The 18161-nt window shown below is 72.0% G+C and carries 15 protein-coding genes; 8 read left to right on the top strand and 7 right to left on the bottom strand.

Annotation, left to right across the window (positions count from 1 at the left end; all coding sequences use genetic code 11):
* Window positions 1-300 precede the first annotated feature (300 nt).
* Entirely contained in the window at window positions 301-954 is a 654-nt protein-coding gene (locus tag ACFQ6N_RS05750; RefSeq protein ID WP_380647123.1) for a hypothetical protein, read from the top strand.
* Here ACFQ6N_RS05750 and ACFQ6N_RS05745 read toward each other — a convergent pair.
* The gene (locus tag ACFQ6N_RS05745) at window positions 925-1617 is read right to left on the bottom strand and encodes a hemolysin III family protein (protein ID WP_380647122.1); all 693 of its coding nucleotides are present in this window, start codon (window positions 1615-1617) and stop codon (window positions 925-927) included. The genes ACFQ6N_RS05750 and ACFQ6N_RS05745 overlap by 30 nt on opposite strands.
* Before the next feature lie 284 nt (window positions 1618-1901).
* Between ACFQ6N_RS05745 and ACFQ6N_RS05740 the strand changes: the two genes are divergently transcribed.
* The gene (locus tag ACFQ6N_RS05740) at window positions 1902-3728 is read left to right on the top strand and encodes a phosphoenolpyruvate carboxykinase (GTP) (RefSeq protein WP_380647121.1); all 1827 of its coding nucleotides are present in this window, start codon (window positions 1902-1904) and stop codon (window positions 3726-3728) included.
* A gap of 187 nt (window positions 3729-3915) precedes the next feature.
* Here ACFQ6N_RS05740 and ACFQ6N_RS05735 read toward each other — a convergent pair whose 3' ends face one another.
* On the bottom strand, window positions 3916-4479 hold the full coding sequence (locus ACFQ6N_RS05735) for an RICIN domain-containing protein (RefSeq protein ID WP_380647120.1): 564 nt from the start codon (window positions 4477-4479) through the stop codon (window positions 3916-3918).
* Between the two features lie 210 nt (window positions 4480-4689).
* Window positions 4690-5904 (bottom strand): pyridoxal phosphate-dependent aminotransferase, encoded by a 1215-nt coding sequence (locus tag ACFQ6N_RS05730; RefSeq protein WP_380647119.1) that lies wholly within the window; start codon window positions 5902-5904, stop codon window positions 4690-4692.
* A gap of 249 nt (window positions 5905-6153) precedes the next feature.
* Between ACFQ6N_RS05730 and ACFQ6N_RS05725 the strand changes: the two genes are divergently transcribed.
* Window positions 6154-6867, top strand: a complete 714-nt coding sequence (locus ACFQ6N_RS05725) for a prepilin peptidase (protein WP_380647118.1) — start codon at window positions 6154-6156, stop codon at window positions 6865-6867.
* 197 nt (window positions 6868-7064) lie between these two features.
* Here the strand turns inward: ACFQ6N_RS05725 and ACFQ6N_RS05720 are convergent, their stop codons facing one another.
* On the bottom strand, window positions 7065-8672 hold the full coding sequence (locus tag ACFQ6N_RS05720) for a chitinase (RefSeq protein WP_380647117.1): 1608 nt from the start codon (window positions 8670-8672) through the stop codon (window positions 7065-7067).
* 511 nt (window positions 8673-9183) lie between these two features.
* Here ACFQ6N_RS05720 and ACFQ6N_RS05715 point away from each other — a divergent pair.
* From ACFQ6N_RS05715 to ACFQ6N_RS05700, 4 genes are all read left to right on the top strand, one after another.
* Window positions 9184-9978: an isoprenyl transferase gene (locus ACFQ6N_RS05715; RefSeq protein ID WP_380647116.1), complete on the top strand. Its 795-nt coding sequence runs from the start codon at window positions 9184-9186 to the stop codon at window positions 9976-9978.
* A gap of 298 nt (window positions 9979-10276) precedes the next feature.
* Entirely contained in the window at window positions 10277-11611 is a 1335-nt protein-coding gene (locus tag ACFQ6N_RS05710; RefSeq protein ID WP_380647115.1) for a PhoH family protein, read from the top strand.
* Window positions 11612-12044: 433 nt separating this feature from the next.
* Window positions 12045-12800 carry a transglycosylase SLT domain-containing protein gene (locus ACFQ6N_RS05705; protein WP_380647114.1) on the top strand — a complete coding sequence of 252 codons (756 nt, stop codon included), beginning with the start codon at window positions 12045-12047 and terminating at the stop codon, window positions 12798-12800.
* Window positions 12801-13362: 562 nt separating this feature from the next.
* Window positions 13363-14961 (top strand): AI-2E family transporter, encoded by a 1599-nt coding sequence (locus ACFQ6N_RS05700; protein ID WP_380647113.1) that lies wholly within the window; start codon window positions 13363-13365, stop codon window positions 14959-14961.
* Window positions 14962-15071: 110 nt separating this feature from the next.
* Here the strand turns inward: ACFQ6N_RS05700 and ACFQ6N_RS05695 are convergent, their stop codons facing one another.
* Together ACFQ6N_RS05695 and ACFQ6N_RS05690 are read right to left on the bottom strand one after the other, a co-directional pair.
* Window positions 15072-15614, bottom strand: a complete 543-nt coding sequence (locus ACFQ6N_RS05695; protein ID WP_380647112.1) for an alkyl hydroperoxide reductase — start codon at window positions 15612-15614, stop codon at window positions 15072-15074.
* A gap of 3 nt (window positions 15615-15617) precedes the next feature.
* The gene (locus tag ACFQ6N_RS05690; protein WP_380647111.1) at window positions 15618-16169 is read right to left on the bottom strand and encodes a peroxiredoxin; all 552 of its coding nucleotides are present in this window, start codon (window positions 16167-16169) and stop codon (window positions 15618-15620) included.
* Between the two features lie 191 nt (window positions 16170-16360).
* Here ACFQ6N_RS05690 and ACFQ6N_RS05685 point away from each other — a divergent pair, with 191 nt between their 5' ends.
* A complete protein-coding gene (locus ACFQ6N_RS05685) occupies window positions 16361-17311 on the top strand; it encodes a LysR substrate-binding domain-containing protein (RefSeq protein ID WP_380647110.1) in 951 nt (316 codons plus the stop codon).
* 53 nt (window positions 17312-17364) lie between these two features.
* On the opposite strand, the gene ACFQ6N_RS05680 is transcribed toward ACFQ6N_RS05685, so the two are convergent.
* Window positions 17365-17991: a TetR/AcrR family transcriptional regulator gene (locus ACFQ6N_RS05680; RefSeq protein WP_380647109.1), complete on the bottom strand. Its 627-nt coding sequence runs from the start codon at window positions 17989-17991 to the stop codon at window positions 17365-17367.
* Window positions 17992-18161 lie beyond the last annotated feature (170 nt).

Genomic DNA, 18161 nt, shown 5'->3' with positions numbered 1-18161 from the left:
GGCCGGGCCCCGCTGCCCGCTCCCGTCACCTGTGGCTTCGTCTCCGATGGCTTCGCCGGGCTCAGGGCCCGGCGAAGCCATTTCTGTTCACGCTCCGTGATGTGTCCTGGAAGTGCTGCTTCCGCACAAGGAATTGACGCAACGTTGATCTGTCGTTCGCCGCCGGAGGGCAGTGGGGAGTGACTGTCGGTAGATACCATGTGGCAATCGGTCAGTGCTGACCGACGCGTGCCGAGAGCGGAGAAGGGGTGGGGCGGCAGGAGCCGACCACGAGCCCGGCACCGGGAAAGGGGAGCCGAAGTGGCCGACACGGACGACAAGCAGACGAGTGCCCAGGTGTGGGGCGCGGCGGCGGTGGTGGCCTCCGCGCTGGCCGTGGTCGCGGCCTATCTGATCAACGGCGCCCTGCTGGTCCTGGGGGTCGCCGGGGCCGAGACGCTGCTGCTCATGGTCTATGTCGGCCGCCGCTGGCGCGCGATGCGCGGCCGCCCGGCACCGGTCCGGCACCGGCCGCGCCGGGGCCGTCCGGATCCGGCGCACTGCGAGCGCTGCCGCCGGGCCCGTGAGGCGCTGGACGCCCGCCAGGCGCGCGGCCGGTCCGCCGGTGCGGTGCGGCCGGAGCCCTCGGTGCTGTCGTTGCAGCCGGCCCGCCGTGAGTACCAGGAGTACCGCGAGTACCCGGGGCACCCGGAGCACCGGGACCACTGGGGGCAGCACGGGCACGAGGCGCACGGGGGCCACGAGGCGTACGAGGGCCACGAGGCCCACCGGGATTCGTCGGCGCAGTCGGAGCCCGGCGCGGCCGACCACGCTCCGTATCCGCGCCGCCCGCAGATCCGGGCGCCGTACGAGCGGCCCTGGACAGCGGAACGGACGGCCGTCCGGTCCGCGGACCGTTCGACCGCCCGTCGTGGTGCGCCGGGTTCAGCCGGCCGTGCTGTACGCCACCAGTGAGACGCCGACGTACTGGACGATGAACGCCCCGAGGGTGAAGGCGTGGAACACCTCGTGGAAGCCGAACCAGCGCGGTGAGGGGTCGGGCCGCTTGAGCCCGTACACGACGCCGCCGATGCTGTAGAGCACCCCGCCGACGATCATCAGCACCAGGACGGCGACGCCGCCGGTGCGCAGGAAGTCCGGCAGGAAGAACGCCGCGGCCCAGCCGAGCGCTATGTACACCGGGGTGTACAGCCAGCGTGGCGCGCCGACCCAGAACACCCGGAAGGCGATCCCGAGGAGTGCGCCGCCCCAGGCCACCCAGAGCAGCACCTGCTGGTTCGCGCCCTTGAGCAGCAGGATCGTGAACGGCGTGTAGGTGCCCGCGATGATCAGGAAGATGTTCGCGTGGTCCAGCCGGCGCAGCACGGCGTCGCCGCGCGGGCCCCAGTGGAAGCGGTGGTACACCGCGCTGACCCCGAACAGCAGCCAGGCGCTGACCGAGTAGATCGCGCAGGCGATCTTGGCGGGCGTGGAGTCGGCCAGGCAGATCAGCACGATTCCGGCGGCGACCGTGGCGGGGAACATCCCGGCGTGCAGCCAGCCGCGCCACTTCGGCTTGCTCTCCCTGTTCTCGGCAGGGTTCTCCGCGAGGCTCTCGGCGAGCGCAGCAGCAGTCATGCGCAGCATGCTACCCGCTACCTACGGACCCGTAGGTTACTGGCGCGTAGGAAGTGGCGATCATCACTCTTGGACGTTTTGGAGTATTCGAGGTGTGGCGCCGCGCACTCCGGTGGGGATGTGAGTGGCTTATTACCTGCCAGTAATCATACTTACCGTAGTAAAAGATGCGTCAATTTCGACGCTTCGCCGCGTTCCGGGCCAGGGTCCGGAGCTACGCTGCAAGCACCCTCAGACCCCCGCAACGCCCTCTCCTCGACGAGATGGCGTGAAACGGAGCGATCGTGTCGTACGAGATCTCTGCTCTCAGCGCATCCGCGCCCACCCGCCACAAGCAGCTGCTCGCTTGGGTGAGCGAGATCGCCGAGCTCACCCAGCCGGACCGCATCGAGTGGTGCGACGGTTCCGACGAGGAGTACCACCGCCTCGCGGACCTGCTGGTGGATCAGGGCACCTTCAAGAAGCTCGACGAGGACAAGCGCCCCAACTCCTACTACGCCGCCTCGGACCCGACGGACGTCGCGCGCGTGGAGGACCGCACCTACATCTGCTCCGAGCAGGAGAAGGACGCCGGCCCGACCAACAACTGGAAGGCCCCCGCCGAGATGCGGGAGGTCTTCCAGGGCGAGCAGGGCCTCTTCCGCGGCGCGATGAAGGGCCGCACGATGTACGTCGTGCCCTTCTCGATGGGCCCGGTCGGCTCCCCGCTGGCCGCGTACGGCGTCGAGATCACCGACTCCGCCTACGTCGCGGTCTCCATGCGCGTGATGACCCGCATGGGCCGGGCCGTGCTGGACCAGCTCGGCGAGGACGGCGAGTTCGTCAAGGCCGTGCACACCGTCGGCGCCCCGCTCGCCGAGGGCGAGGCGGACGTGCCGTGGCCGTGCAACAGCACCAAGTACATCTCGCACTTCCCGGAGACCAAGGAGATCTGGTCCTTCGGCTCGGGCTACGGCGGCAACGCCCTGCTCGGCAAGAAGTGCTACGCGCTGCGCATCGCCTCGACCATGGCCCGCGACGAGGGCTGGCTGGCCGAGCACATGCTCATCCTCAAGCTCACCCCGCCGTCCGGTGAGGTCAAGTACGTCGCGGCCGCCTTCCCGTCGGCCTGCGGCAAGACCAACCTGGCCATGCTCCAGCCGACCATCCCGGGCTGGAAGGTCGAGACGATCGGCGACGACATCGCCTGGATGCGCTTCGGCGCCGACGGCCGCCTGTACGCCATCAACCCCGAGGCCGGCTTCTTCGGCGTCGCCCCCGGCACCGGCGTGGACACCAACGCCAACGCCATCGAGACCCTCTGGGGCAACACGGTCTTCACCAACGTCGCGCTCACCGACGACGGCGACGTGTGGTGGGAGGGCCTCACCGAGGAGCCCCCGGCGCACCTGACCGACTGGCGCGGCAACGACTGGACCCCCGAGTCCGGCACCCCGGCCGCCCACCCGAACGCCCGCTTCGCCGTCCCGGCGGCGCAGTGCCCGACCATCGCCCCCGAGTGGGAGGACCCGTCGGGCGTGCCGATCTCGGCGATCCTGTTCGGCGGCCGTCGCGCCAGCGCCGTCCCGCTGGTCACCGAGTCCTTCGACTGGCAGCACGGCGTCTTCCTCGGCGCCAACATCGCCTCCGAGAAGACCGCCGCCGCCGAGGGCACCGTCGGCGAGCTGCGCCGCGACCCGTTCGCGATGCTCCCGTTCTGCGGCTACAACATGGGCGACTACTTCGCCCACTGGCTGAAGATCGGCGCCCAGGCGGACGCCGCCAAGCTGCCGAAGATCTACTACGTCAACTGGTTCCGCAAGAACGCCGAGGGCGCGTTCGTGTGGCCCGGCTACGGCGAGAACAGCCGCGTGCTGAAGTGGATCGTCGACCGCCTGGAGGGCAACGGCGAGGGCGTCGAGACCCCGATCGGTGTGCTGCCGACCGTCGAGGGCTTCGACCTCGGCGACCTGAAGCTGTCCCAGGAGGACCTCGACCTGCTCTTCACCGTGGACGCCGACATCTGGCGCCAGGAGGCCGCCCTGGTGCCGGCCCACCTGGAGACCTTCGGCGACCACACCCCGAAGGAACTGTGGGACGAGTACCGGAGCCTCGTCGCGCGCCTCGGCTGAGCCTGAGCCTCAACCGAGCGAGAGGCGGCCGCGCGGCACGAACCGCGCGCCCGCCGATGCGACAGGACGGCCGGAGTTCCGCCGGACGATCTTTCCCCGACCAAGGAGATCGTCCGGACCGGGACTCCGGCCGTAGTGCTTTCCCGTGGCTGGGCTTTCAGGCGCCGTGCCGCGCCCTGCCGTGGGGTCAGCCGCGTCGGATCGCGGTGATCCAGAGCTTGTTGCCGTCGTAGTTGGGGAACGAGGCGGTCCACTGCCGGGCCGGGGCGCCGTTGTCGGTGCCCCAGTCGGCGATCTCCAGGAACTTGCCCGAGTTGAAGTTGCTCAGGCCCATCTCGTTGGAGGGGCCGATGTCCCCCCGGTAGACCCAGTTCTGGTTGGCGCCGCCGGTGCAGTTCCACTGCCGGGCCGGGGCGCCGTCGTCGGTGCGCCAGTCCGCGATCTCCAGGCACTTGCCGGAGAAACGGTTGACCAGGGCGTAGCCCGGGCTGAGCGCGACCAGCGACCACTGCTGGTTGGCGCCGCCGGTGCAGTCCCACTGCCGGGCGGGGGCGCCGTTGTCCCAGCTCCAGTCGGCGATCTCCAGGCACTTGCCGGAGTGGGCGTTCACGACCGTGGTCGTGGCGGGGAAGATGATGATCCCCCCGGCCTCGGCGCTCGCCGGGGCGGCGGGCAGGGCGGTGAGCAGGGTGACGGCCGTGCCGACGACGGCGGCGGCCGCCCGGGCACGGGAGAGTCGGGTACGAGGCATGCGGAGCGGTCCGTTCCCTTGCGTGGGTGGGCACGGAGGGAAGGGCCGGGCCGTCGACGGGCCCCGCAACCGCGTCGGCTCGGACCCGCCGTCACGATCGGGCCGGTCCGTCCCCCCAGGGCTCGGACGTGGGGCGCCGAGCCGCCGACGCGCGCGAATCCTACACGCGTTCGACGGGTCGTGATCAAGGAATTCGACCGGGGCCTGCGGTCAGGGCTGGGTGTAGCCGCCGAGGAAGTCGCCGATGCGGGTCACAGCGTCGGTGATCTCCTCCGGGCGGGGCAGGGTGACCAGGCGGAAGTGGTCCGGCTCGGGCCAGTTGAAGCCGGTGCCCTGGACCAGCAGGATGCGCTGGGAGCGCAGCAGGTCGAGGACCATCTGCGCGTCGTCCTTGATCTTGTGGACCTTCGGGTCCAGCCGGGGGAAGGCGTACAGGGCGCCCTTGGGCTTGACGCAACTGACGCCGGGGATGTCGTTGAGCAGCTCGTACGCGGCGTCGCGGGAGGCGAGCAGGCGACCGCCGGGGAGCACCAGGTCGCGGATCGACTGCCGCCCGCCGAGTGCGGCGGCCACCGCGTGCTGGGCGGGCATGTTGGCGCACAGCCGCATCGAGGCGAGCACGGTGAGGCCCTCGATGTAGCTGCGGGCCCGGCTCCGGTCGCCGGACAGCACCATCCAGCCGGAGCGGAAGCCCGCGACCCGGTACGACTTGGACAGGCCGTTGAAGGTGACGCAGAAGAGGTCCGGGTCCAGCGTGGCCAGCGGGACGTGCTCGGCGTCGTCGTAGAGGATCTTGTCGTAGATCTCGTCCGCGTAGACCACCAGGTCGTGCCGGCGGGCGATCGCGGCGATGCCCTCCAGCACCTCGCGCGGGTAGACCGCGCCGGTCGGGTTGTTCGGGTTGATCACCACGATGGCCCTGGTCCGGTCGGTGACCTTGGACTCGATGTCGGCGAGGTCCGGGTACCACTCGGACTGCTCGTCGCAGCGGTAGTGCACCGCGGTGCCGCCGGCCAGCGAGACCGAGGCGGTCCACAGCGGGTAGTCGGGCGCCGGGACGAGCACCTCGTCGCCGTCGTCCAGCAGCGCGGTCATGGCCAGCTGGATCAGTTCGGAGACGCCGTTGCCGAGGAAGACGTCGTCCACGGAGAGGCCGTGCAGCCCGCGGTCCTCGTAGTGCATGACCACCGCGCGGCGCGCGGAGAGCAGGCCCTTGGAGTCGCCGTACCCGTGCGCGTTCGAGAGGTTGCGCAGGATGTCCTGGAGGATCTCCGGGGGCGCCTCGAACCCGAAGGTGGCCGGGTTGCCGGTGTTGAGCTTGAGGATGCGGTGGCCCTGTTCCTCCAGCCGCATCGCCTCGTCGAGCACCGGGCCGCGGATGTCGTAGCAGACGTTGGCGAGCTTGCTGGACTGGATGACCTGCATGCCTGCCTACTTTAGGGGTACGGACGGTCCCGGTGGCGGGTCTCCGGGAAGGCGCCACGCAGGGCCCGGAGAGGCCCCTTGGATCGGCAGGCGGGGGCTTCGGCGGGCCTTTCAAAGGGCGGGCCAAGTGTCCGGAATGCTCATGTATGCGAGGAACGCCTACTGGTCCCGATGTCGAACGAGACGGACGGCACACCGTCCGGCGCGGGAGGATGGGGCCGGTGCGTCGATCGAGGAGGGGGTGCGCCGGTGGTGCCGGTCGTGGTCGCGGCGGTGCTGGTCGGTCTCCTGGTGGCTCCGCCGCTGCGCGGGCTGGTCGCCCGGTTCGCGGTGCCGGAGGGCGAACCCTGGTGCGGGGCCTGCCCGTCGTGCGGGCGCGAGGTGCGGTTGCTGCCGCCGACCGGGCGCTGCCCGGGGTGCCGGGAGCGGCTGGGCGCGGGCCCGTGGACGGTGGAGCCGGTCGCGGCGGCGGTCGCCGTCGCGGTGGCGTACGCGGCGGACGGGCCGGCCGTCGCGGCGCTGGGCTGGGCGGCCGTGCTCGGGGTGGCGCTCGGCTTCGTCGACGCGCGGGTGCGCCGGCTGCCGTACCGGCTGACCCTGCCGCTGCTCGGCGGGGTGGCCGTGCTGCTGGCGGTGGCGGCGCTGGTCGAGGGGCGCCCCGGGGTGCTGCCGCGCTGCCTGCTGGTGGCGCTCGCGGTCGGCGCGGTGCTCGAACTGGCCGTCTGGGCGGGCGCGTTGGGGGCGGGAGACTCCCCGCTCGGGTTCGCGCTGGGCGGGCTGCTCGGCTGGTACGGCTGGGCGGTGGCGATCGGCGGGCTGTTCGCCGCGGTGGTGCTGGCCGGCCTCTGGGCGGTGCTGCGGGCGGCGGCCGCGCTGGTCCGGCGGCGTCCGGTGCGCGGACTGGACGTACCGGTGGGCCCGTTCCTGCTGCTCGGCGCGCTCACGGCGGTCCTGGCGCGGTAGTAGGCGGTAGTAGGCGGTAGTAAGGGGAGAGGAGGGGCCTCCTCGGGTGCGACCGCGACCGCGACCGCGACGGCCGGCGGAACGCGGAAGGGCCCGCCGTACCGGAGCGGTACGACGGGCCCCGCCGCCGACGCGCAGGCCCCACCCTCAAGGAGCGGCGCGCCGGGGGAGGTGAGTCCTTGGGGCGGTTGCCGTGCTTACGGCATCTTGTGGACGAACGGGCCGACCGTGTTGGAGAACGCGTTGCCGTTGTTGGCGTCCCAGTTGGTCGACCAGGTCATCGCGCCGCGGATGGTGGGCCACTTGGCCGGCGGCACGAAGCTGCCGCAGTTGTTGCCGGTGGCGAGGCAGTCCAGCGCGTTGTTCACCACGGTCGGCGAGACGTAGCCGCCGCCCGCCGCCTTGGCGGAGGCCGGGACGCCGATGCCGACCTGGTCCGGCCGCAGACCGCCCTGGATGTGGGTGCAGACCTGCGCGGTGATGAAGTCGACGGTGCCCTGGTTGTAGACCTTGCCGTCGCAGCCGTTCATGCCGCCCGAGTTGTAGAACTGGGTGTTGACGACGGTGAGGATGTCCTTGGTGTTCAGCGCCAGCTGGAAGTAGGCGCCGGCGGTGCTGTACATCCCGATGGTCTCGGGGGCCATGGTCAGGATGAAGCCGGAGCCGACCTTGGCCTGGAGGGTGTGCAGCGCGTTGCCGAGCGGGCCGGCCTGGACGCCGTTCTCCAGGTCGACGTCGATGCCGTCGAAGCCGTAGTCCTTGATGATCGCGTAGGCGCTGTTCGCGAAGTTGGCGCCGGCGGTGGCGTCCCCGACGGTGATCGCGCCGTTCTGGCCGCCGATGGAGAGGACGACCTTCTTGCCGGCCGCCTGCTTGGCCTTGATGTCGGCGCGGAACTGGGCGTCGGTGTAGCCGCCGAGGGCCTTGGACAGGCCCGGGTCGAGGGTGAAGCTGATCGCGCCGGTCTGGGTCGGCACGGCGTCGGCGAAGGAGACCGCGATGATGTCGTACGCGTTCTGGACGTCGCTCAGCCGCTGCGGGGTCGAGCCGTTGTCGAAGTTCTGCCAGTAGCCGGTGACCGCGTGCGCCGGGAGCCCGGTGACCGGCGGGGTGGTGCTGGTCGGGGTGGCGGTGGGGGTGGGCGTCGCGGTCTGGGTGGGCGTCGCGGTGGGGGTCGGGGTCGCGGTCTGGGTGGGCGTCGCGGTGGCCGTGGGGGAGGCGGTGGCCGTCGGCGTCGCGGTGGGGGTCGCGGTCGGCGAGGGGGTGCCGGTGCCGCCGGGGCCGATCAGCGCGACATCGTCGGCGAGGTAGGCGCTCTGGCCGTACCAGCCGTGCAGGTAGACGGTGACGCTGGTGGCGTTCGCCCCGGTGGTGAAGGTGGTGGACAGCTGGTTCCAGCTGTTCTGGTTCGACCAGGCGGACGGGTCGGTGCCGCCGGTGCCGCGCGCACCGAGGTAGACGTACGGGCCCTGGACCCACGCGCTCAGTGTGTAGCTGGTGTTGGGGAGCACGCTGATGGTCTGGGTGCACTCCGCGGTGTCGCCGGCGCCCGGGGTGGCCTGCAGCGCACCGGCGCCGGAGTGGACCGGCGAGGTGACGGTGGTCGCGGCGCCGGCGCAGCTCCAGCCGCCCAGCCCGCTGTCGAAGCCGCCGTTGGTCACCAGGTTGCCGACCGCCGCGCTGGCGCCGCCGGCGAAGAGGGCGAGGCCGCCGCCGGCCAGGGCGAGGGCGGTGGCACCGGCCGCGACGGCCGGGAGGGGGCTGCGCCGGCGCTTGTGCGAGGGGTGGTTCAGCGTACGGGCCATGGGGTGACGCTCCTGGGGGAGAAGCGGCCGCCGCGGTGGGGGGCGCGGCGGCCGCGTGTGGGGGAGGGGAGGTCCGAAGAGAGCCTGGGGAGGAGCGGAGGGGGTGGATCGTTCCGTCCCGGATCAAAAGCTGGACTAGACCATTGCTGGTCGTCAAGCATCGGACGAACGGCTTACGGTTCCGTTAAGGATTCGGAGACCGTTCCGTGTCCGCACCGCCGCGGCTCCCGGTCGGTTGCCGGTCGGTTGCCGAACGGCCGCCGCACGGTTGCCGGGCAGCCTCCGAACGGCACCTGCCCGACGCCCGGCCGAGCCGCGGAAGACCCCCGGACGGCCCCCGGGCGAGCCGCGCACAGCCCCCGGACGAGCCGCGGCGCGCCCGCTGCGACAGACTTCGTACAGGACCGTGACCAGACCGCTACCTGCGGCTTTACCGCGCACCTGTGCGCGGGAGTAGGCTGCGCCGGGGCGGCAACGCACCAGCTGAACGAGCACGGAGGGGTCCGGGAACATGGGTCTGCGCGATGTCGCCGAACGGACGCCGGGGCTGCGCACCCTGCTCGGCGGGATGTACGGGCTCTACGGCCGCCGGGTCGAGGTCCACCTCGCCCGCACCCCGCACCACATCGGCGTGATCCTGGACGGCAACCGCCGCTGGGCCAAGGCCACCGGCGGGTCCACGGCGTACGGGCACCAGCGCGGCGCCGACAAGATCACCGAGTTCCTCGGCTGGTGCGACGAGACCCACGTCAAGGTCGTCACCCTCTGGATGCTCTCCACCGACAACCTGGACCGCCCGGCCGACGAGCTCGTCCCGCTGCTCGGCATCATCGAGGACGCCGTCACCGGCCTGGCCGCCGCCCGCCGCTGGAGGGTCCACCCGGTCGGTGCCCTGGACCTCCTCCCGCAGCACACCGCCGACGTGCTCAAGCGCGCCGCCGAGGAGACCGCGGACATCGACGGCATCACCGTCAACGTCGCGGTCGGCTACGGCGGCCGGCACGAGATCGCCGACGCGGTCCGCTCGCTGCTCCAGGAACAGGCCGGCCGCGGCACCTCGATCGAGGAACTGGCCGAGATCCTCACCGTCGAGCACATCTCCGAGCACCTCTACACCCGCAACCAGCCCGACCCGGACCTGATCATCCGCACCTCGGGCGAGCAGCGGCTGTCGGGCTTCCTGCTCTGGCAGAGCGCGCACAGCGAGTTCTACTTCTGCGAGGCGTACTGGCCGGCCTTCCGGAAGGTCGACTTCCTGCGCGCCCTGCGCGCCTTCGAACAGCGCCACCGGCGGCTGGGCCTGTAGCCCCGGCCCTTCGGGAAGGCGGGGCGGAAGTCCTGCGGAAGGTGGGTCAGGGGCCCCGTGGGCCGGTGGGGCCCGGGCCCCGCGGCCGGTCCCGGAACGAAGTGACCGCCGTCTGGGTGGCCTACCCGGAGCCCGGGCGAGGCCAAACGTTCACCGGCAATGATCCGTCAGTTCTCCGGGGGCGCGAATGCACCGCCCCCCGCCTGGGAATACTCCAGTCAGTCCGGCCCCGCGGCCACCGGGGCAGTGAGGGCCGGCTTGCCGCGGATGACGCAGGGTCATCCGCTCTGGAGGCCTAGTGGTCAGTTCGAAGAGCCGCCGGACACCAGACCGGCGCACGTACGTTCTCGACACCAGCGTGCTTCTGGCGGACCCGCTCGCCATGACCCGCTTCGAGGAGCACGAGGTCGTCCTTCCGGTGGTGGTCGTCACCGAGTTGGAGGACAAGCGGCACCACCCGGAGCTGGGCTACTTCGCCCGTCAGGCGCTGCGGCTGCTCGACGACTACCGCATCCGCCACGGCCGGCTCGACGAGCCGATCCCGGTCGGCGAGCTCGGCGGCACCATCCGGGTCGAGCTCAACCACTCCGACGTGTCGATACTGCCGGCGGGCTACCGGGTCGGCGGCGGCGAGGCGGACACCCGGATCCTCGCGGTCGCCCGCAACCTCCAGGCCGAGGGATACGACGTCACCGTCGTCTCCAAGGACCTGCCGCTGCGGATCAAGGCCAGCTCGGTGGGCCTGCTCGCCGAGGAGTACCGGGCCGAGCTGGCGATCACCTCCGGTTGGACGGGGATGACCGAACTGGACGTCCCGGCCGACCAGGTGGACGCGCTGTTCGCGGCCGGCCACGACGCGGGGGTGGACGTCGACGGTGCCGCCGAGCTGCCCGTCCACACCGGGCTGGTGCTCACCTCGGTGCGCGGCCGCGCGCTGGGCCGGGTCACCGGCGACGGCCGGGTGCGGCTGGTGCGCGGGGAGCGGGAGGCGTTCGGGCTGCGCGGGCGCAGCGCCGAGCAGCGGGTCGCGCTGGACCTGCTGCTCGACCCGGACATCGGCATCGTCTCGATGGGCGGCCGGGCCGGGACGGGCAAGTCGGCGCTGGCGCTGTGTGCGGGGTTGGAGGCGGTGCTGGAGCGGAGGCAGCACCGCAAGGTGATGGTCTTCCGGCCGCTGTACGCGGTCGGCGGGCAGGAGCTCGGCTACCTGCCGGGGTCCGAGGCGGACAAGATGGGCCCCTGGGCGCAGGCGGTCTTCGACACCCTCTCGGCCGTCACCACCCCCGACGTGATCGAGGAGGTGATCTCCCGCGGCATGCTGGAGGTGCTGCCGTTGACCCACATCCGGGGGCGCTCGCTGCACGACGCCTTCGTGATCGTGGACGAGGCGCAGTCGCTGGAGCGGAACGTCCTGCTGACGGTGCTGTCCCGGATCGGCCAGGGCTCGCGGGTGGTGCTCACCCACGACGTGGCGCAGCGGGACAACCTCAGGGTGGGCCGGTACGACGGTGTGGTGGCGGTGGTGGAGAAGCTGAAGGGTCATCCGCTCTTCGCCCACATCACGCTCACGCGCTCGGAGCGTTCGCCGATCGCGGCGCTGGTCACGGAGATGCTGGAGGACATCCAACCGTGATCCGTCCCTGATCGGGACATAGTCGGACAATAGGGCCAACTCGGCCTCCGGGGCCCGCTCCTGATGGAGCGGGCCCCATCCCGTTCATCACATCGAGTGCTTTCCGGTCGGGGAACTCCCGTACGGTGAATGTGACATGCGCCACGCGGACGGGAATTGCGTCGACCGTACCCGGTGCGGCATGGTGAGGGTTCTGTCAGGCCCCGCGTACGGCGCGGCAGGGCTTCCGGACGCCGGAAGTCAGGCCCCGGAAGGTCCGCCAACTCCGGTCGGTGGACACACAATTGAAGACCGACGAGCCGTACGCCGCCCGATTCCAACGCCCGGTCGCCTCACCTCGGCCGGACGCCGGGCCAGCACCTCCCGTGACCAGAGCACCGTGCGGAGGTCCGTGCCAAGGGGCATCTTGCGTCCGCACGGTCACGCGTGGGCGATGCTGGAAGGAATCCATGTGACTCGGATCTCGGTCCGGGGAGTCGCTGTGGCCTCCGCCACCGCCGTCACCGCTGTCGGTGCCGTCGTTGGTATGGCCTCGGGCAGCGAGGGCAAGACGACGCAGACGGTCGATGTCGCCGGCGCGACCCTGCTTGCCGAAGTCCCCTCTGGCGCCCAGGCGCAGACCATCAGTGACAACATCGGCCAGCAGGCGTCCGCCCAGCAGGCCTCCGCCGACGCCGCCGCCAAGGCCGCCGCCGAGCAGAAGGCCGCCGAGGAAGCCGCGCGCCAGAAGGCCGCCGCGGACGCCCAGGCGAAGGCCGACGCGCAGGCCAAGGCCGACGCGGACAAGGCCGCCAAGGCCGCCGACGACCAGCGCAAGGCGGCCGAGGCCGCCAACCGGTCGAAGGCCCGTTCGGCGATGACCGCCGTCGACGACAGCGCGCCCCCCGTCTCGGTCAGCCCCGGCTCGGTCCAGGACATGGCCCGGCAGATCGTCGGCAGTGACGCGCAGTTCCAGTGCTTCAGCCAGATCGTGAAGCGCGAGAGCGGCTGGGACTACACCGCGACCAACAAGAGCTCCGGCGCTTACGGTCTGGTCCAGGCGCTGCCCGGCACCAAGATGGCCTCGGCCGGTGCCGACTGGCGCACCAACCCGGCCACCCAGATCAAGTGGGGCGTCAGCTACATGAACAGCCGCTACGGCAGCCCCTGTGGCGCGTGGTCGTTCTGGCAGTCGCACAACTGGTACTAGGAGCCGCTGCCGCTCCGGCGGTGTGAGACTCCGCGCGGCCCCCGGCCGCCCGCCCTTCCCGGGCGGGTGGCCGGGGGCCGTCGTGCTGTCCGGGGCTCGGCCGCCCTGACCGTCCGTCCCGGCTGCCCTGTCCGTCCCGTCCGTCCCGGCTGTCGCTGGTGTCGCGGCTGTCGCGGTGTGCGGCCCGGAGGGTGGGCCGCGCCGCCCGGGCCGCGCTGACCAGTGCGCTCTCGGGCGGTGCGGGCCCGGTGCGGACGCGGGGCGCGGGAAGGGGTCCTGGTTGCTTCCCGCACCGGCCGGTCCGCCGGCGGTTGGCTCGCGGGGCTCTCCGGAGGCGCGCTCTCCGGTGCCCCGTCCCGACTCCTCCCCCGCGAATTCTGTCCGAAACCACCTGGAACATTGCGGTTTGTCCGAATTCCCGACTCCATGTGTTCCCGACGAACCCACCGGCAGCCGGACTCGTCGCGCCCCCGGCGGGTAGCGTCATCCCTGACGGCCGCGGCAGGACCCGCGGCGTACCGCCGGACACGGCGGGTCGGGACGGGGAGCGGTGGTAGCGAGGATGGCGCGGGGCGGAAAGGCCTTCAAGGCCGTGGCCAAGGGCATGGCCGTGGTGGCGAGCGCGGCCGCCGTGATCGAGCGGCGCAGGCGCGCCGCGATGGCGGCGAACCCGCATGAACTCGCCGTCCCCGCGCTCGCTGACGGGCACCTGCTCGCCGACGGGCACCTGCTCGCGGACGGGCCCGCGCTCGGCGGGGGGCACGTGGCGGCCCTGGTCGAGACGCCGGGCCCGGTTCCCGTGCCCCGGGCCGACCCCGCCCCGGCGCCGGCGGTGCCCGCGGTGCCGACGGGCTCGGCGGTCGCCGAGGCTCCCCCGTCCGCGCCGACCGTCCCGTCCGCCCCGGCGGCACCGGTCGCCCCCGTCGCACACGCGGGGCTCGGACGGGAGTACCACCCGGGCCGGCCCGCCACCCCGGCCGAGGCGGTGCCGTGGGGGCTGCGGGTGGCCGCCGAATCGACCTGGCGGCTGCTGCTGCTCGGCGCCGCGCTCTACGTCCTCTTCTACGTGGTCGACATGCTGCGGCTGGTCGCCTTCTCGGTGCTGGCCTCGCTGCTGATCACCGCGCTGCTGGAGCCCTCGGTGTCCTGGCTGCGGCGGCGCGGGGCGCCGCGTTCGCTGGCGGCGGGCGGGGTGTTCCTGAGCGGTCTGGCCGGGATAGGGCTGGTCGGCTGGTTCGTCGTCTGGCAGGTGAGCACCAACCTGCCGGACGTCACCGACCAGGTGAAGACCGGCGTCAACCAGCTGCGGGACTGGCTGATCACCGGGCCGCTGCACCTGACCCAGCAGCAGATCACCGACTTCGCCAACCAGATCACCAAGGCGATCACCACCAACACCGACCAGCTCACCTCGGCCTCGATCACCGGCGCGCAGATCGCCGTCGAGGTGCTGACGGCGCTGCTGATGACCTTCTTCACCACCTTCTTCTTCCTCTACGACGGCGAGCGGATCTGGAACTGGGCGCTGCGCGGTCTGCCCCGGCAGTCCCGCTTCGCGATGGCCGGCGCCGGCCCGAAGGCCTGGACGACGCTCACCGCGTACGTGCGCGGCACGGTGTGCGTGGCGTTCATCGACGCGGTCTGCATCGGCATCGGCATCGACCTGCTCGGCGTCCCGCTGGCGATGCCGGCGGCCGTGATCATCTTCCTGGGCGCCTTCGTCCCGCTGGTCGGCGCGCTGGTCACCGGCACGGTGGCGGTGCTGATCGCCCTGGTCACCCAGGGGCCGTGGACGGCACTGATGGTGCTGGTGGTGCTGGTCGCGGTGATGCAGGTCGAGAGCCACATCCTGCAGCCGCTGATCCTCGGCCGGGCCGTCCGGGTGCACCCGCTGGGCGTGGTCCTCGGCGTCGCCGCGGGCGGCATCATCGGCGGCATCGGCGGCGCGGTCGTCGCGGTCCCGCTGATCGCCGTCACCAACACCGTGATCACCCACCTGCGCCGCCGCAACGAGGCCGGCCAGGCGGTCTTCACCGCGCTGGAAGCCGCTCGGGAGGCCGCCGAACGCACCGCCGCCGCCCAGCCGGCCGCGTCGTCGGGCGCGCACCCGGCCGCGCACCCGGCCGGACCGGCCGCACCGGTCCGGCCCGTCACCGACTGAGCCGGCCGCATCGCACCGCACCGCACCGCAACCGGAGGCGGGAGCGGAAACGGCAGCGGGCCCCTCACGGACGTGGTGTCCGGGAGGGGCCCGCCGAGGTGCCGGGTGGGTCAGGCGGTGGCGCCGGCCAGGGCGGCCTCGGCGTCGAGGACGCCGGCCACGGCCTGGAGGACGGCGGCGATCTTCATCGAGGCCTGGACGACCTCGCGGTCGACGCCGGCCTTGCGCAGGACGGCCTCGTGCGAGTCGAGGCACTGGCCGCAGCCGTTGATGGCCGAGACGGCGAAGCACCAGAGCTCGAAGTCGACCTTCTCGACGCCCGGGGTGCCGATGATGTTCATCCGCAGACCGGCCCGCATCGTGCTGTACTCCTTGTCGGAGAGCAGGTGCAGCGTCCGGTAGTAGACGTTGTTCATCCCCATGATGGCGGCCGCGCCCTTGGCGGCGGTGTACGCCTCGGGGGAGAGGTTGGCCTTGGCCTCCGGCTCCAGCTCGCGGAGCAGGCCGGGGCTGCGGGTGGCCATCGCGCAGGACAGCACGGTGCCCCACAGCTGCTGGGCGGGGAGGTCGGAGTTGCCGATGACCGAGCCCAGGTTGAGCTTGAGGTCCTTGGCGTAGTCCGGGAGGGCGGCCTTCAGGTCGTCGAGGGCCATGGGTCAGCCCGCCAGCAGGGCCTGGGCGTCGAGGGTGTCCTCGCCCTTGGTCCAGTTGCACGGGCACAGCTCGTCGGTCTGCAGGGCGTCCAGCACGCGCAGGACCTCCTTGGGGTTACGGCCGACGGAGCCGGCGGTCACCATGACGAACTGGATCTCGTTGTTCGGGTCCACGATGAAGACGGCGCGCTGGGCGGTGCCGTCCTCGCCCTCGACGCCGCAGGCGCGCATCAGGTCGTGCTTGATGTCGGCCAGCATCGGGAAAGGCAGGTCGCGCAGGTCCTTGTGGTCCTTGCGCCAGGCGTGGTGCACGAACTCGGAGTCACCGGAGACGCCGAGGATCTGGGCGTCGCGGTCGGCGAACTCGTCGTTCAGCTTGCCGAACGCGGCGATCTCGGTCGGGCAGACGAAGGTGAAGTCCATCGGCCAGAAGAAGACGACCTTCCACTTGCCCTCGTAGGTCTTGTGGTCGATGTCGGCGAAGGCGTTCGCGGCGTCCAGGTCGACACAGGCCTTGAGGTCGAACTCGGGGAACTTGTCACCGATCGTCAGCACGTTCGCTTCTCCTGAAGTCAGATGAGGGGAGCTTTGTCCGGAATCCGGACACGGATCACAATTCCACATCGTGGACTGATCAGGGAAATAGCTACACTGGATGTATCTGATCGGAGATTGTTATCAGTACTGAATCCCCCACGTCGCGGCAGGGGTCCCGCCGCGCCGCCGCCGCCAAGGGCGACCAGGCTGTGTCGAGCGCCACAGTCCGCAGCCCCCGCACCCCGACCGTCGCCCAGCTGCGGGCCTTCGTCGCGGTGGCCGAGCACCGGCACTTCCGGGAGGCCGCCGCCGCCACCGGCACCAGTCAGCCCGCGCTGTCCGGAGCGGTCGCGGCGCTGGAGGAGTCGCTGGGCGCGCAACTGGTCGAGCGTACGACGCGCAAGGTGATTGTCACCCCTCTGGGGGAGCGCGTACACCAGCACGCCCGCCGGGTGCTCGCCTCGCTGCAGGCCCTCACCGAGGAGGTCGAGGCCGCCCGGCGCCCGTTCACCGGGCCGCTGCACCTGGGCGTCATCCCGACCGTCGCGCCCTACCTGCTGCCCACCGTGCTGCGGCTGGTCCGGGACGGCTTCCCGGACCTGGAGCTGCACGTCCACGAGGAGCGCACCCCCTCGCTGCTGGAGGGCCTGGCGGCCGGGCGGCTGGACGTCCTGCTGCTGGCGCTCCCGGCCGGCGGCACCTCGCCGACCCTGGACATCCCGTTGTTCGACGAGGACTTCGTCCTGGTGACCCCGCCCGGCCACCCGCTCGCCGGGCGCGTCGACGTCCCGCGCGACGTGCTGCTCGACCTGGACGTGCTGCTGCTGGAGGAGGGCCACTGCCTGCGCGACCAGGCGCTGGACATCTGCCGTGAGGTCGGTGTCGACCCGGCGGGCTCGACCACCCGCGCGGCCGGCCTGTCCACCCTGGTCCAACTGGTCGCCGGGGGCCTCGGGGTGACCCTGCTGCCCGCCACCGCGCTGGACGTCGAGGCCGGGCGCACCGACCGGCTGGCCGCCGTCCGCTTCGCCGCGCCGGCGCCGGGCCGGCGGATCGGGCTGGCGGTCCGCCCGGGCTCGGCCCGCGGCGCCGAGTACGTGCGCTTCGCCTCCGCGCTGCGCGAGGTGCTGGTCGAACTGCCGGTCAGGATCGTCGAGTAGCGCCGGTCGGGGCCGTCGGTGGCGGGTCTGCCAGTGGTCAGGGCCGTCGGTGGTCAGGGCTGCCGGGCGGGCTCGCCCAGGCAGAGCCCGACGGTGGTGGCCACCAGCAGGTCCAGTGCCCGCAGGGTGTCCGCGTCGGGCCGGCCGCCGGGGGCGCGCAGCGCGAGGTAGCGGGCCGTCAGTCCGTCGAAGCCGCTGAGGAAGTGGACGGCGATCTCGGTGGCGGGCACGGCCAGGGCCAGTCCGTGGGCGGCCGCGAGGGCGGTGAGCATCTCGGTGGCGGTGCCCTCGATCGCGCGCTGCAGGCCGAGCATGATCTCCTGCACGTCCGGGTCGCGCATCGCCAGGGCCGAGAACTCGCTCAGCAGCACGCACCGCCCGTCCTCGCCGGTCGCGGCGTCCCAGAGCGCGTGCACCAGGGTGCGGACCTGCTCGCCGAACGGGCCGTCCCCGGGGGAGACCGCGCGCACCTGGCCGATGAACTGGGCGCTGACCTGCTCGACGACGGCCCGGTAGAGGTCCTTCTTGGTGCCGAAGGTGTAGTGCACCGTCGCCTGTGCCACGCCCAGCTCGGCCGCGATCGCGCGGGTGCTGCCGGCGGCGACGCCTTCCCGGGTCATCAGGTCGATTGCGGCCTGGACCAGTTGCGGGCGGCGTTCGGAGGCGGGGACGTGAGCCATCCAGCCAGGGTAGCGCCATGGTCGGACAACTGTGTCGGCCGATCCGGTCGTACTACCCGGTCGGCCTACATGGTCGAAATACCCTGTCGGATGATCCTGTCGGCCAACTTGGTCACTCGACAATGTTGGGCGTACGGTGGGTCGAGACCTGTGCGGCGGCGCACGCGTCC

Origin of the sequence: Kitasatospora sp. NPDC056446, assembly GCF_042796115.1 — a bacterium.
Taxonomy (GTDB): Bacteria; Actinomycetota; Actinomycetes; order Streptomycetales; family Streptomycetaceae; genus Kitasatospora.
Note: the sequence above shows the minus strand (reverse complement) of the source record. Positions and strands in the feature narration are given on the sequence as shown.

What these genes read in the sequence shown, in the direction of transcription:
- ACFQ6N_RS05720 (WP_380647117.1), bottom strand. Translation starts at nt 8,672, where the DNA reads ATGGCCCGTACGCTGAACCACCCCTCGCACAAGCGCCGGCGCAGCCCC.
- ACFQ6N_RS05695 (WP_380647112.1), bottom strand. Translation starts at nt 15,614, where the DNA reads ATGGCCCTCGACGACCTGAAGGCCGCCCTCCCGGACTACGCCAAGGAC.
- ACFQ6N_RS05705 (WP_380647114.1), top strand. Translation starts at nt 12,045, where the DNA reads ATGCTGGAAGGAATCCATGTGACTCGGATCTCGGTCCGGGGAGTCGCT.
- ACFQ6N_RS05715 (WP_380647116.1), top strand. Translation starts at nt 9,184, where the DNA reads ATGGGTCTGCGCGATGTCGCCGAACGGACGCCGGGGCTGCGCACCCTG.
- ACFQ6N_RS05680 (WP_380647109.1), bottom strand. Translation starts at nt 17,991, where the DNA reads ATGGCTCACGTCCCCGCCTCCGAACGCCGCCCGCAACTGGTCCAGGCC.
- ACFQ6N_RS05700 (WP_380647113.1), top strand. Translation starts at nt 13,363, where the DNA reads ATGGCGCGGGGCGGAAAGGCCTTCAAGGCCGTGGCCAAGGGCATGGCC.
- ACFQ6N_RS05735 (WP_380647120.1), bottom strand. Translation starts at nt 4,479, where the DNA reads ATGCCTCGTACCCGACTCTCCCGTGCCCGGGCGGCCGCCGCCGTCGTC.
- ACFQ6N_RS05745 (WP_380647122.1), bottom strand. Translation starts at nt 1,617, where the DNA reads ATGACTGCTGCTGCGCTCGCCGAGAGCCTCGCGGAGAACCCTGCCGAG.
- ACFQ6N_RS05730 (WP_380647119.1), bottom strand. Translation starts at nt 5,904, where the DNA reads ATGCAGGTCATCCAGTCCAGCAAGCTCGCCAACGTCTGCTACGACATC.